The sequence below is a fragment of the Dehalococcoidia bacterium genome, assembly GCA_030018455.1.
Lineage (GTDB): Bacteria > Chloroflexota > Dehalococcoidia > DSTF01 > JALHUB01 > JASEFU01.
On the sequence record JASEFU010000005.1, the window covers coordinates 133,536 to 146,508 of the forward strand.

Sequence of the window (12,973 nt, forward strand, 5' to 3'; positions counted from 1 at the left end):
GTGACTAGCCTGTCGCAAGCCGGACGAGCAACTCGCCGGCCGGGATGCTGCGCGGCTCCAGAGTGAAGCGGCGCACGAGGGCGTCGGTGACCGCGTCCGCGGCCTCGTCGAAACCGACCGGGCGGCCAAGGATGCGGCTTACGGAAGTAGCGCCGGCATCGGCGAGGCCGCAGGAGACGATGTGTTCGAAATACGAAAGGTCGGGGTCGACGTTGAGCGCGAAACCGTGGGTCGTGACGCCTTTCGAGATGTGCAGTCCGATGGCGGCCAGCTTTTCGTTGCCCGCCCAGACGCCGGGCCGTCCTTCCGAACGCTCGGACTTCACGCCGAGCGCGGCGAGGGCGTCGATAAGCGCCGCTTCCAGGGTGTAGACGAACCAGCGCGGCCCTTCATCCCAGCGGCGGAGGTCGACGATGGGGTAGCCGACGAGCTGGCCGGGGCCGTGATAGGTGACGTCGCCGCCGCGGTCGACCCAGTAGACGCGGGCGCCGATCTGGTCAAGCTGCTCTTCGTCGAGGCGCAGGTTGTTGGGGTCGCCGGCGCGCCCGAAGGTGTAGGTGTGCGGGTGCTCGAGCAGGAGAAGCCAGCCCTCCGATTGTCCTTGCTTCACCTCTTCGGCGAGCCGCTTTTGCAGCTCCCAGGCTTCCATGTAGTCGACGAGGCCGAGGCGCACGATCGTACAGGGTACGTGCATTTAGTCTCCTTCCAATTCCAGCAATGAGGGACACCTTTGATGATAGGGCATCGAACGGCGGTTTGGCTAGCGGTGAAGCGCAGAACCGAAGGGGGCGCGTCGTTGTTGGGGGAAGCGTGAGGTGGCGCGCCCTCCGGCTTTGCGTCATCACCGAGCGGTCTTCGGCTGTGACGGCGACATGTCGTTGAGCAAGGCAGTCATCTGTGCGACGCTTTCGCGGTATCGCGCGACCTGGCGGCGGCGCTCGCGCCATCCCCACCCGAGGACGCTTCCCATAAGCCGGGCGGCCTCGGGGGCGGCGTCGAGGCCGTGCGTGGGGTGGAACAGCATCAGGTCGGTGCGCCGGGCCATGAAGTCTTCGAGCGTGAGCGCCATCTCTTCTTCCGCCGCGTAGAGGGCTTCCGCGCGCAGGACGGGGCAAGAAGGGGATAGCGGGCGCAGGAGAGCGGGGTCGCGCAGGGCGTACGCCAGTACGCGGACGTACTCTGTGCCGTATGAGCGCAGGAGCCTGTATGCGGTGCGCGGCTGGAGACCCCAGCTTTCTTCCAGCGCGGGCATGAGGCCACGCCGGTAGCGTTCAAAGCTATCGATGTTGCCGCCGACCAGCGGCACGACGGAGGTGCGCGGGGGCTTCGTCTGCCAGCCAAAACGACGTCCCTCCTCTTCGATCACGCGGTCAACGAGCCCCTGGGCCATGGAGCGGCAGGTGGTGAGCTTGCCGCCTGCTATCGAGTAGAACCCTGGTGGTCCGATGTCGATATCGTAGTCGCGGGAGACGTCGGAGGGCGTGGGGGCGCCCTCTTCCGCTACCAGCGGGCGGACTCCTGCCCAGGTGGCGACGATGTCCTCGGGGGAGAGGCGCGTCTCGGGGAACAGCGCGTTGACTGCACGAAGCAGGTAGCCGGCATCTTCGCTGTCGGTGCGGGCCAGTGCGGGGTCGATGCGGTAGTCGGTATCGGTGGTGCCGACGTAGGTGCATTCACCCGCAGGGACGACGAAGAGCATGCGCCGGTCGTCGCTGGGGATGACGACGGTGCCCGAAACGGGCAGCCGGGCGCGGGGAACGACGATGTGGACTCCCTTCGTCGGGCGGAGCATAGGCGGTTCGCCGGCCAGAGCACGGAGGCCGTCCACCCAGGGGCCGGCGGCGTTGACGACGACGCGCGCGCGCACCAGGTGTTCTTTGCCGCTTATCGCATCGCGGAATGAGGCGCCGGACACGCGCTCGCTGTCGCGCTCGAGGGCGATCACGGGGGCGTAATTGACCGTGACGGCGCCGCTCCTGACCGCCGATCTGGCGGTGGCGAGGGTGAGGCGGGCATCATTGACCAGGCAGTCGGTGAAGCGGAAGGCGCCCTGGAGGCCGTCGAAGCGGAGGAGGGGCTCTACTTCTGCGGCCTTCTCGCGCGAGAGCGACGTGTGTCGCGTGAGCCGCTCCGAGCCGGCAAGCATGTCGTAGGCGGTCAGGCCGAGGCGCAGCTTGAGGCGGCTATCGTCGCCGGTCTCGTAGACGGGGAAGAGGAAGGAGACGGGCTGCACGAGGTGGGGCGCCAGCCTGAGGAGGACGCCGCGCTCGTGGAGGGCCTCGCGCACCAGGCGCACGTGCCCGCCCTTCAGGTAGCGGAGGCCGCCGTGCACCATCTTCGACGAGCGGCTGCTCGTGCCCGCCGCGAAGTCGCCCTTCTCCAGAAGCGCGACGGATAGCCCACGCATGGCCGCGTCGCGGGCGATTGCGGTGCCGGTGATGCCGCCGCCGATGACGAGCAGATCGAAGACTTCGCGTCGCATCCGTTCGATAGCGGCGGCGCGCGTGTGTATGGAGAAGCTGCCTTCCGCTTTCTTACGGCCCACTCCGAACATTCGCCCGCTCCTTGCTCTCGGGCAGCAGTTTGCCCGGGTTCATTATTCCCTTCGAGTCGAAGGCGTTCTTGAGGGCGTCCAGCGCGCGCACGCCCTCGCCCAGATACGCCGGCACCCAGGGCCGGTGCTCGGTGCCGACTCCGTGGTGATGACTGAGAGCGCCGCCGTTGTCGACGATTGCCTGCGTGGCCGCGCGCTTCAGGCGCCGCCACTGCTCGATTTCGTTGCCTTCCTCCTGCGCGGCGAGGAAAGTGTAATAGATCGAGGCGCCGTTGGTGTAGGCGTGGGAGAGGTGGGCCATGACGATGCCGCGGCCGCCCAGCGCCTGTTCCATAGCGGTGCGCACGGCCTGATACAGAGGCAGATAGCGGTCCCAGGTGGTCGCGGTTTCGAGGGTATCGACCATGATGCCGTGATCGAGGAGGAGGTCGCGCAGGTAGGGCAGCTCGAAGCGGGAGCGCTCCCATGCCTCGCCGAGCCCGGGCCCCAGGGAGCGAGCGCCGTGCTTTTCGAGGATGCGTTCGGCGCTCTGGCGCCAGGCGCGTATGTCGTCCTCCTCGCCGTCGAAGCCCATGATGAGGATGGACGCTGCAATGCCTTCGGCGCCTGCCCGCATGACGGCCGTTGCCTCCGTTTCCGCCTCGTCGGAGAGGCGCATGACGGCGGGCTTGAGCCCCGCCTGCATGACGCGCCGCGCCGCTTCGACTCCCTCGGCGAACGAAGGCAGGAGGTAGCCGTGGTACTCGGAGCGCGGCGGCGCGGGGGCAAGACGCATGGTAGCGCGGGTGATGACGCCGAGGACGCCCTCGGAGCCGGTGATGACCTGCGCGAAGTCGGGGCCAGCGGCAGCGGCGGGGACATCGGCGGTCGTGAAAGCTCCGCCGGGGAAGAGCATTCGCAACGACTGGACCCGCTCCTCGATTTTGCCGTACAGGGTCGATTTCTGTCCGGCGGAGCGGGTGGCGATCCAGCCGCCGAGCGAGGAGTACTCGAAGGATTGCGGGAAGTGGCCGAGTGTGAAGCCGGCCTTGCCCAGCTCGGCCTCGAGGGCGGGCCCCAGGATCCCGGCTTCCACGGTCGCTGTCGCCGATACGGGGTCGATGGCGAGTACGCGGTCCAGGCGGTAGAGGGCGAGGGTGACGACGGGACGCTCGCCTACGGGGTCGAGGCCGCCGACGACGGTCGTGCCGCCGCCGAAGGGGACGACGCTTATGCTTCGTTCTGCTGCGGTCTCCAGGATACGCGCTACCGCGTCCTCGCTTTCGGGGTAGATGACGGCGTCAGTGGCGGGGTCGACGGTGCCGCTGCGGATTCGGACGAGATCGCAGTAGCCTTTGCCGACGCTGTGAACGGCGCGTGCGGGAACGTCGACCCTGAGAGGCGCGTCTCCGGCGGCCTTCTGGAGGGCGCTGAGGCTGGACGGGTCGAGGCGCGACGGCGGCAGGGTGGCGTCGTCAAGGGAGCGGAGGCGCGGGCGCGGGTTGCTCTTGCCGAGACGTTGTTCGGCGAAGGCCCAGAACTTGTCGGCGTCGGCGAGGGGGAAGGACTTTTCTTCGTCGCCCCAGCCCCACCATTTCATGACCATGCGCTGCCCCCTTCTGACTTCAAGACCCGAAAGGATTCTACACCGTCGAGGCGGTTCGGACGATCTGCATTGTCAGTGCAGCGTTGACGGGCGGGAAGCGGTCGACCGAGGGCGAAGGGTGCGAGCGTTCTTGGAAGCGAGGCGTGTGTTTGCGGGCGACGCGCCCGCGGAGCGGGCGGGCTGTCGCGTCAGGCGACAGCCCTGAGCGCCTTCGGCGCTCGCGTCGCCCGCGCACCGCGCGCCCCGCAGCAATGGCGCGAACGCCGCCGTCCAAACGCAGGGCCGGAAGGGCACCCGCCTACCCGTTTCCCATGCATCGACGCGAATACGTCAGCGGAGATACGTGAAGCCCATCGCCTCGCGGGCTAGACGCAACGTCTCCTGCGCCTCACGACGCGCGCGCTCGCTCCCCTCTCGCACGATCTCTTCCGCCAGGCCGGGCTGCTGCTCGTAGCGGGCGCGGCGCTCGCGGATCGGATCGAGGAACTCGTTGAGCGCGCGAATGAGCCGCTGCTTCACCTCCACATCGCCCACGCGGCCGCGACGATAGCGTCGCTTGAGGTCGTCGACCTCTTCCCTGTCGCGGTTGAACGCGTCGTGGTAAGTGAACACGGGGTTGCCCCGCACGTGACCGGGGTCGGTGGCGTGAATACGCGTGGGGTCGGTGTACATGCTCATCACCTTGCGACGCACCGTCTCCGCGTCGTCGGAAAGGAAGATGGCGTTGCCCAGCGACTTGCTCATCTTCGCCTTGCCGTCGGTACCGGGCAGGGTCGGCACCTCGCCGATGAGCGCCTCCGGCAGCGGGAAGACGCGGCCGTACAGGTCGTTGAAGCGGCGCGCTATCTCGCGCGTCAGCTCCACGTGCGACGCCTGGTCCTTGCCCACGGGGACGACGTCGCCGCGCACGCAAAGGATGTCCGCCGCCTGGAGGACGGGGTACTCGAGCAGGCCGAGGGTCGCCGTCTCGAGGCTGAGGTCACGCATGATCTGCTTGAGCGTCGGCACGCGCTGGAGGCGGGGAACCGTCACCAGCATGGAGAAGAACATGTACAGTTCGGGGATCTCGGGGACGAGCGATTGGAGAAAGATCGTGCTTCGTTCGGGGTCGATCCCCACGCTCAGGTAATCGAGCACGAGGCCGCGGATATTCTCCTGCACCTCCGACGCGCGGTCATAGGACGTCGTGAGCGCGTGATAGTCGGCGATTATGAAGAAGCACTCGAACTCGTCCTGCAGGCGGATGCGGTTATCGAGCGAGCCGACGTAGTGGCCCAGATGGAGGTCGCCTGTGGGCCTGTCTCCGGTCAATATGCGTTTTCTTGCCATAGTCTTCCAGCGCTCTGTATCTGAGTTTCAACGAGACCCGTGATACTGCATTCTAACTCGCCTGCCCCATGCCGGCGATTCTTGATGCGGGGACGGTCGACGGCGCAGCGTCGGGCCGCCTGCGCTGAGGGCGCTGCGGCATGGAGCGCGGTGGCACGCCGCGATCTGGCTCGTGCGATCGCTTTTCGGCCAGATGTCGCCGCCCGCTGTCCTCACACCTTCGGCAGGTGCTCCAGCGCCTCCCGTACCTTGTCCTCCGAGTAGGAGTAGTCCTCCAGCTCTCCCGCGAAGTACCGGTCGTAGGCGCCCATGTCGAAGTGGCCGTGGCCGCTGAACGCAATAAGGATCACCTTCGACTCGCCGGACTCTTTGCACGCCAGGGCCTCGTCGATGGCGGCGCGGATGGCGTGCGCCGTCTCAGGTGCGGGGACAAACCCCTCGCTGCGCGCGAACTGAACGGCGGCCTGGAAGACGGGGTTCTGGTGGTAGGCCTTTGCTTCCAGAATGCCCAGACGCTGGAGCTCACAGATGATGGGCGCCATGCCGTGGTAACGCAGTCCGCCGGCGTGGATCGCGGGCGGGACGAACGTGTGCCCGAGCGTGAACATCTTGACAAGCGGCGTCATACCGGCGGTGTCGCCGAAGTCGTAGGCGTCGGGGCCGCGGGTGAGAGTGGGGCATGCCTCCGGCTCGACGGCGATGAAACGCGTTTTCTTTCCGTTCACCAGCCGCTCACGCACGAAGGGCAAACAGGCGCCTGCGAAGTTGGAGCCGCCGCCCACGCAGCCTATGACCATGTCCGGGTAGTCGCCTGCCATCTCCATCTGCTTCATGCACTCCTCGCCGACAATCGTCTGATGAAGCAGCACGTGGTTGAGAACGCTGCCCAGCGAGTACTTGGTGTCCTCGCGCTGCACGCAGTCCTCGACCGCCTCGCTTATGGCGATCCCGAGGCTTCCCGGGGAATCGGGGTCTTCGGCTAGGATGCGTCGTCCCGCGTTGGTGTCGGGGCTGGGGCTGGGCACGACTTTGGCGCCCCACGTCTCGATGAGGGAGCGGCGGTAGGGCTTCTGGAAGTAGCTTACCTTCACCATGTAGACCTTGAGTTCGAGCCCGAAGAAGTTGCAGCCCATGGCGAGGGCGCTGCCCCATTGTCCGGCCCCCGTCTCGGTGGTGAGACGTTTCACCCCCTCCTTCATGTTGTAGTAGGCCTGGGCGACGGCGGTGTTCGGCTTGTGCGAGCCCGCCGGGCTTACGCCTTCGTACTTGTAGTAGATCTTCGCGGGCGTATCGAGCGTCTTTTCCAGGCGGTGCGCGCGGTAGAGTGGCGTCGGCCGCCAGAGCCGGTAGACCTCCTGCACCTCTTCCGGGATGTCGATGTAGCGCTCCGTGCTCACCTCCTGCATGATGAGCGCCATCGGGAAGAGGGGCGCCAGGTCCTGCGGGCCGACAGGCTGCTTGGTGGCGGGGTGCAGGACTGGCGGCAGCGGCGAGGGCAGATCGGCCTGGACGTTGTACCAGCGCGTCGGCATCTCTTTTTCGGGCAGATTGAACTTGGTATCCATGCTTGCTCCTTTCCGCTTTTCTTTCGCGTTTGCGTGGCGGGTCGGTTTCGGGCCAACGAAAAACCCCTGCCCGTAAGGGCGAGGGGTCGTCTCGCGGTACCACCTTACTTGTCCCGAGCGCGAACACGCGGGACATCTCTTCCGGGTGCGTCCCTTGGCGGGAGATACCCTGGGCTGTGGTAACGGCGCCCTTCCGGCAGGGCCTACTTTCTGCGTGGAGTTTGGCCTGCGGCTCCCAGGTCCATTCAGTCTGCTGCGCCGGCGCCGGCTTTCACCTGTTCCGGCTCTCTGCTCCGCTGGGGCGGGAAGCCTCGCTTTGCGGCTTACTAGTCCTGTTCGCAGCCTTTGTCCGTATTCGGTTGGGCGCCAATATAGCCTGCCCGCCGGAATATGTCAACCCCTGAGCAGAGGCGGCGCTTCGGGGGTTGACGGTTAATGGGAAAGAAAAGCCGGGGACGCGCCCCGGCTCCGAGCTTTCGCTGCGCCGCTAGCTCTGCGGCTTGCGCTTCTCGAAGTCGTCCAGGTCTAGCTGCTCGATGAAGTCGCGGAAGGCGGACATCTTCTCCAGCTCCTCCGGGTCCACCGTCGCGCCGTCCGCCCTCTTCTCATCGTCTTTGTCGAGGACGACGCCCGCCCGGTCGAGGACGGCCTCTTCGGCGAAGATGGGCACGTTCGCGCGCACCGCCAGGGCGATCGCGTCGCTCGGACGTGAGTCGATCTCTACCGCCTTGCCGTCGACATCGAGGTAGAGGCGGGCGTAGAAGGTATCGTTAGCGAGGTCGTTGACCAGGATGTAGCTGATCTGTGCGCCGAGGGCATCGATTACGGAACGCAGCAGGTCGTGGGTGAGGGGGCGGGCGACAGACACCTCTTGCAGCCGCACGGCGATGGCTTCCGCCTCCGCCGGCCCGATCCAGATAGGAAGGTAGCGCTCGGCGCCCTTCTCCTTGAGGATGACCACCCGCTGGTAGTTCACCAGGCTGACACGGATGCTCTCGATGCTCATCTCAATCATACCACCACCTCCGACCGCGGATGGCCTTCGATTACAAGTCTAGCCTACGCCCCTATCGGTGTCAATCGAAGAGGCGGCTTCCGCCTCGGGTATGCGCTTTGCGTTGAGGCGTCTCCATAAGGCGGCGGGAAGCCCCCTTCCCTGCTTCAGGACGCCCGCCCTTCTCCTGGGAAGCAGGATGCTCAGGGCGGCGACCGTGGCCGCCACGACGGCGATCGCCAGGAGCACGGCGCTCACACCGTAAAGATCGCCAACGGCGCCCACCAGCAAGAGGGGGATGATGGCGGTCATGCTGGCGAGGGCGAGTTGCGCCCCGAAGACCCTCCCTCGCATCTCCGGCGGCGCCCTTTCGTGGAGCACGGTCTGCGCGGGCGCGTTCACCATCGCGTAGAAGAAGCCGAGGGGGCCGGCGAAGAGCATGGCCAGCGCTACGAGAAGGGAAAGGCCTCCCAGGCGCTCCTGTCCGAACGGGTTCAGCGACTCCGTGCGCTCGAGGAGGTCGGCGATGCTTGCGAGCATGCCCAGGCCAACCAGGGAAACAGCGAGCCCGACAAGGCTGAACGCGACTATCCGGTTCTTGCCGATACGGCCGGCCAGCCAGGGGAGAAGTCGCAGCCCGAGGACAGCGCCGATGCCGGTGGGGGCGAAGACGTATACGGCGTCGTCGGCGCGGATGCGAAGCACCTCCTGCATGAAGCGTGGCACGAGGACGGCGAAGAGGAGGACGAGCGAACTGCTGAGGGTAAGCTGGCCCATCGCCAGGAGCGACGCCCGGTCGGAGCGGAGGAGACGCAGCGCCCTTATCATCTCCGACGGCGCCGTCTTCAGGAAGGCCTCCTGTTCAGGGACCCCCTCCTCTCGCTCACGCTCGATCTGCGGCAGCGAGCGGGCGAGGCCACCGGCGATGAGAAAGAGGGCCGCGGTGAAGATGAACAGGGCATCGGAGCCGAACGCCTTGAGGAAGATGGGGGCGAGGAAGACCATCCCTCCGAACTGGCTGGCGGTCCAGGCGAGGCTCACGAGGCTGTTGGCGGCGATAAGCCGCTGCCGCGACACGAGGAACGGCACCGTTGATATCTCCGCCGTACTGAAGAGCTGACTGACGGAGGCGAAGCCCAGGTTGATCACGTAGAGAAGCCAGACATGGTCGGTGCTGAATAGGAATGCGACGGCGGCGCCACAGCGGGCGACGTTCGAGGCGATCAGGATGTCGCGCTTTCGCCAGCGGTCGACCAGCAGGCCGCCGATCATCCCGAAGATGACGGAAGGGATGACGTAGGAAAGGACGAGGACGCTGCTGGATGTCGTTGAGCCGGTCTTGCTGATGACGATGACGAGCAGTGTGAAGAGGACGGCGTTCTGCCCGACCTGCGACAGCAACTGCGCCAGCCAGAGCATGCGGAAGTTACGCCCGGCGAGCAGCGGTTCGGTTTCGGTTTTGGAGGCATCGGGGACGGGCGTCATGTCTGCCTCAATTATGCACCGGTCGTCGTGGTATTAGTCTGGCGCGCCACCAGAGCCAGAAAACGAGCAACAGCATGATCATGGCGATCAGGCCGAGGATGGGGCGCACTCCCACCAGGTCAACGAGGCCGCCGACGAGAAGCAGGGGTACTATCGACGCCAGGCTCGACAGGACGGCCATGGCGGCAAATATCCGCCCCTGCATTTCCACCGGCACGCGCTCATTTATGATCGCCCGCGTTACGACGCCGACCAAAGAATAGGCCAAGCCGAGCACTGCGGCAACAACCATCGTCATCAATATTCGGGCTGACCGGTTGTCCAGTGGTCCCGGATCGAAGAGGTCCAGCGGGTTCTGCGACTCCAGCATGTTTGCCAACGATCCGACAAAGCCGAAGGCGAGGAACGAGAGGACGAGGAGGAAGAAGCCGGCGACGAGCATCCTGCCCTTGCCGACGTGCCTTTCGAGCCAGCCGACCGTCCGCAGGCCCAGCAGCACGCCGATGGCGGCGGGCCAGAAGACGAAGACGACGTTCTCCACGGAGATGTTGAGCACCTCTCTCGCGTAGCGGGGAACAACAGTTACGCCAAGCTGGATCGATGAGCCACCCACGACGGCGATCACGAGCGCCATGTAAGACTGCGTGTCGTTGCGCAGGTTGTACCAGGCCCTGGCGAATTCGTTTCGCACGCCGCGGCCGGCGCGCGCGCTTGGGGCGGGAGGACCAAGGCCGGAGACGGTGGCGATGACGCCGGCGGCGACCGCGAAGAGCGCTCCGGCGACGGCGAAGAGGGGGTCGGCGCCCAGCAGCTTCAGGAACAGGGGCGCGAGCACCGCCATTCCTCCCGCCTGCCCCAGAAAGCCGCCGAGGTTGAATAGCGAGTTCCCCCGCGTAAGCTCTTCCCGCCGCAGCACCTGGGGAAGCGCCGCCGACTCGGCCGGGCCGGCGAACTGCATGGAAGCGGCAAGCGCGACCGAGAAGAGGTACAGCACCCAAACGCCCAGGTCGGAGGCGACGGCTCCCAGGCACATCAGGGTGCGAAGGCCGTGCATGGTGACGAGCAGCCAGCCACGGGAAAGGCGGTCGGTGACGACGCCCGACAGGGGTCCGAGCAGCGCCGAGGGAACGGCGAACGAGAGGACGAGAAAACCGGTGAACATGCTGTTGTCGGTCTTCTGGGCGACAAGGACGAACAGGCCGTAGAAGAGTGAGTTCTGGGCCAGTTGGGCAAGGATGCGGGAAAGCAGGAGGCGCCGGAAGCCCTGTTTCTCAAGGAGGTCTTTTGCTCCGGTCAGGGCCCAGACGTCGAATTTAGGCGGGGGAGCCTCTGTCATGCAATATCACGGGAGGTCAGGCCTCCTCTTCCTTCCCTTCGAACAGCAGCCGTTCGATGGCGGGGTCGATGGGATCTCCCCGCGATACGAACGCCTTGAGCCGCTTCTCAAGCCGGCGTCGCTCCATCAACACGCGATGGTTGCACTTCCGGCAGCGGAGGCCGATGTCGGCGCCGAGGCGGACGACCTCCCACTCGAAGCTGCCGCAGGGGTGAGGCTTGCGAAGGCGGACCACGTCGCCCATGCGCAGTTCGAGGGGCATCAGCCGCGCTCCCGCTGTGACAGCGCCTCCTCACGCTGCCGCGCCATGTCGTCGCGCAGCGCCTGCGCCGCCCGCCGCGCCGCCTGAGCGAAGTCGCTCTCTTTCGAGGCGTAAAGCACCTGTCGCGAGACGTTGATGATCAGACCGCCGCCCCTGGCGTCGAGACCGTTCGCCATCACCGCGGCGACATCGCCCCCTTGCGCGCCGACGCCGGGCACGAGGAACGTCATGTCGGGGCAGATCTCGCGCACGCGTCGCAGCTCCTCGGGATAGGTGGCGCCGACGACGAGCCCGACGTTGGCGCGCGTGTTCCAGCGCCTCGCCGCTTCCGCCACAGCCTCGAAGAGCGGGCGCGGCGGGGAACCGCCGAGGGTAACCGGCAGGTCCTGCAGGTCGCGGGCCCCCGGGTTGGACGTACGGCAGAGGACGAAGGCGACCTTGTCGGGACGTTCGAGGAAGGGCTCGAGGGCGTCGCCGCCGAGGTAGGGGTTGACGGTGACGGCGTCGAAGCGCCAGTGGTCGAAGAGGGCGTGGGCGTAGGCGCGGGCGGTGTTGCCGATATCGTTGCGTTTGCCGTCGCCGATGACGGGTATGTCCTCGGGGATGGCGGCCAGCGTTTTGTGCAGGGCCAGGAGGCCACGCTCGCCGAGCGCCTCGTAGAAGGCGAGGTTGGGCTTGTAGGCGCAGACGAGATCGGCGGTCGCCTCGATGATGGCCTGGTTGAAGTCGGCGACGTCTGTGATGGGCATGAGGGCGGGATCGGGGTCGAGGCCGACGCAAAGAAGGCTGCCGTTCTTGGTGGCAGCCCGCTCCAGCTTGTCGAAGAAACGCACAGGTCACCTCGCTCGCAGGGGTCGATTCGATGGTAACGCCGCCCGATTGGCCGGTCAAGGCGAAACAGCGGCCTCTTGGCCCAGGCGCTTAACAGCGATAGAGTGTCGTCGTGAAGGTTGATGTTGCGTTTCTCCCCCGCCTCGTGCGCGAGCCGGAAGCGACCGCTTGCGTGGTCGTCGACGTGCTGCGGGCGAGCTCGTCGATCGTGGTGCTGCTGGCGCGCGGCGTCGAGGAGATCGCGGTCGCCGCAAGCCCCGCGGAGGCGCGTCGAATGGCGCGACAACAGCGGGGTCGCTACCTGCTGTGCGGCGAGCTGGAAGGCCTGACGCCGCCCGGCTTCGATCACGGCAACTCCCCCAGCGAGTTCGATGCCCTCGATCTGCGCGGCCAGCACGTCGCGCTGTCGACGACGAACGGGACGAAAGCGTTACGCAGGCTGCGCGCGTCGCCGGCGGTCATCGTGGGGGCGCTGCTGAACGCGACAGCCGCCGCGCAGACGCTGCTCGCCGAAGCGGAGGCGCGCGGGCTGGACGCGACGATCGTCTGCGCGGGGCTATCGGGCGGGAAGCGCCTGAGCCTGGAGGACTCGTTTACGGCGGGGGCGCTGGTGGAGAAAGCGGTCGCCGCGGGCGAAAGGGCGGGAATCGAGGTCGATTTGACGGACGGGGCACGGATTGCCATCCGGCTCCTTCGTCACTACGGAGGCGATGCACTGGCGGCCTTCCACGAGTCGGAGCACGGCCGCAAGCTTATCGGCCTGGGCTTCGAGCGCGATCTCGCGTTCTGCGCGCAGACGGATCGCTTCGATGTCGTCCCGCGGCTGGAGGGGGAGGGCCTGCGTCTGGCGTTGGGAAACGTGCGGTTTTCCTGAGGGTGGCGCCGTGCGGGCGACGCGAGCGCCGAAGGCGCTCAGGGCTGTCGCCAGAGGCGACAGCCCGCTCGCTTCGCGAGCGCGTCGCTGGCGTGCCGGCGCACCGCGCTCCGCTGCAAGCGTAGCTCGAACGGTGATACGCGTCTCCAGGGGAAACG

11 protein-coding genes are annotated in these 12,973 nt (G+C 66.7%); 1 reads left to right on the forward strand and 10 read right to left on the reverse strand.

Features of this window, described 5'->3' with window-relative positions; translation table 11 throughout:
* Positions 1–4: 4 nt before the first annotated feature.
* The 10 genes from lipB to pyrF all read right to left on the reverse strand — a co-directional run bounded on the left by lipB (position 5) and on the right by pyrF (position 11,943).
* On the reverse strand, positions 5–694 hold the full coding sequence (lipB, locus tag QME71_08040; GenBank protein MDI6858245.1) for a lipoyl(octanoyl) transferase LipB: 690 nt from the start codon (positions 692–694) through the stop codon (positions 5–7).
* Between the two features lie 147 nt (positions 695–841).
* The gene (gene glpD, locus QME71_08045; protein MDI6858246.1) at positions 842–2,554 is read right to left on the reverse strand and encodes a glycerol-3-phosphate dehydrogenase; all 1,713 of its coding nucleotides are present in this window, start codon (positions 2,552–2,554) and stop codon (positions 842–844) included.
* Complete coding sequence (locus tag QME71_08050) at positions 2,535–4,139, reverse strand: FAD-binding oxidoreductase (protein ID MDI6858247.1); 1,605 nt, start codon at positions 4,137–4,139, stop codon at positions 2,535–2,537. Before QME71_08050 ends, glpD begins: the two co-directional genes overlap by 20 nt.
* Before the next feature lie 330 nt (positions 4,140–4,469).
* Positions 4,470–5,468 (reverse strand): tryptophan--tRNA ligase, encoded by a 999-nt coding sequence (gene trpS, locus QME71_08055; protein ID MDI6858248.1) that lies wholly within the window; start codon positions 5,466–5,468, stop codon positions 4,470–4,472.
* A 212-nt stretch (positions 5,469–5,680) separates the two neighbouring features.
* A complete protein-coding gene (locus tag QME71_08060) occupies positions 5,681–7,033 on the reverse strand; it encodes a TrpB-like pyridoxal phosphate-dependent enzyme (protein ID MDI6858249.1) in 1,353 nt (450 codons plus the stop codon).
* A 487-nt stretch (positions 7,034–7,520) separates the two neighbouring features.
* On the reverse strand, positions 7,521–8,048 hold the full coding sequence (locus tag QME71_08065) for a bifunctional nuclease family protein (GenBank protein MDI6858250.1): 528 nt from the start codon (positions 8,046–8,048) through the stop codon (positions 7,521–7,523).
* Between the two features lie 39 nt (positions 8,049–8,087).
* Positions 8,088–9,512, reverse strand: a complete 1,425-nt coding sequence (locus QME71_08070) for an MFS transporter (GenBank protein MDI6858251.1) — start codon at positions 9,510–9,512, stop codon at positions 8,088–8,090.
* A 7-nt stretch (positions 9,513–9,519) separates the two neighbouring features.
* Positions 9,520–10,848 (reverse strand): MFS transporter, encoded by a 1,329-nt coding sequence (locus QME71_08075; GenBank protein MDI6858252.1) that lies wholly within the window; start codon positions 10,846–10,848, stop codon positions 9,520–9,522.
* 16 nt (positions 10,849–10,864) lie between these two features.
* Complete coding sequence (locus QME71_08080) at positions 10,865–11,110, reverse strand: DUF951 domain-containing protein (protein ID MDI6858253.1); 246 nt, start codon at positions 11,108–11,110, stop codon at positions 10,865–10,867.
* Positions 11,110–11,943: an orotidine-5'-phosphate decarboxylase gene (gene pyrF / locus QME71_08085; GenBank protein MDI6858254.1), complete on the reverse strand. Its 834-nt coding sequence runs from the start codon at positions 11,941–11,943 to the stop codon at positions 11,110–11,112. Before pyrF ends, QME71_08080 begins: the two co-directional genes overlap by 1 nt.
* Positions 11,944–12,053: 110 nt before the next feature.
* Between pyrF and QME71_08090 the strand changes: the two genes are divergently transcribed.
* On the forward strand, positions 12,054–12,815 hold the full coding sequence (locus QME71_08090; GenBank protein ID MDI6858255.1) for a 2-phosphosulfolactate phosphatase: 762 nt from the start codon (positions 12,054–12,056) through the stop codon (positions 12,813–12,815).
* Positions 12,816–12,973 lie beyond the last annotated feature (158 nt).

Bases quoted from the DNA above. Each gene is read 5' to 3' on its own strand.
- lipB (MDI6858245.1), bottom strand. From the start codon at position 694: ATGCACGTACCCTGTACGATCGTGCGCCTCGGCCTCGTCGACTACATG.
- glpD (MDI6858246.1), bottom strand. From the start codon at position 2,554: ATGTTCGGAGTGGGCCGTAAGAAAGCGGAAGGCAGCTTCTCCATACAC.
- QME71_08050 (MDI6858247.1), bottom strand. From the start codon at position 4,139: ATGGTCATGAAATGGTGGGGCTGGGGCGACGAAGAAAAGTCCTTCCCC.
- trpS (MDI6858248.1), bottom strand. From the start codon at position 5,468: ATGGCAAGAAAACGCATATTGACCGGAGACAGGCCCACAGGCGACCTC.
- QME71_08060 (MDI6858249.1), bottom strand. From the start codon at position 7,033: ATGGATACCAAGTTCAATCTGCCCGAAAAAGAGATGCCGACGCGCTGG.
- QME71_08065 (MDI6858250.1), bottom strand. From the start codon at position 8,048: ATGATTGAGATGAGCATCGAGAGCATCCGTGTCAGCCTGGTGAACTAC.
- QME71_08070 (MDI6858251.1), bottom strand. From the start codon at position 9,512: ATGACGCCCGTCCCCGATGCCTCCAAAACCGAAACCGAACCGCTGCTC.
- QME71_08075 (MDI6858252.1), bottom strand. From the start codon at position 10,848: ATGACAGAGGCTCCCCCGCCTAAATTCGACGTCTGGGCCCTGACCGGA.
- QME71_08080 (MDI6858253.1), bottom strand. From the start codon at position 11,110: ATGCCCCTCGAACTGCGCATGGGCGACGTGGTCCGCCTTCGCAAGCCT.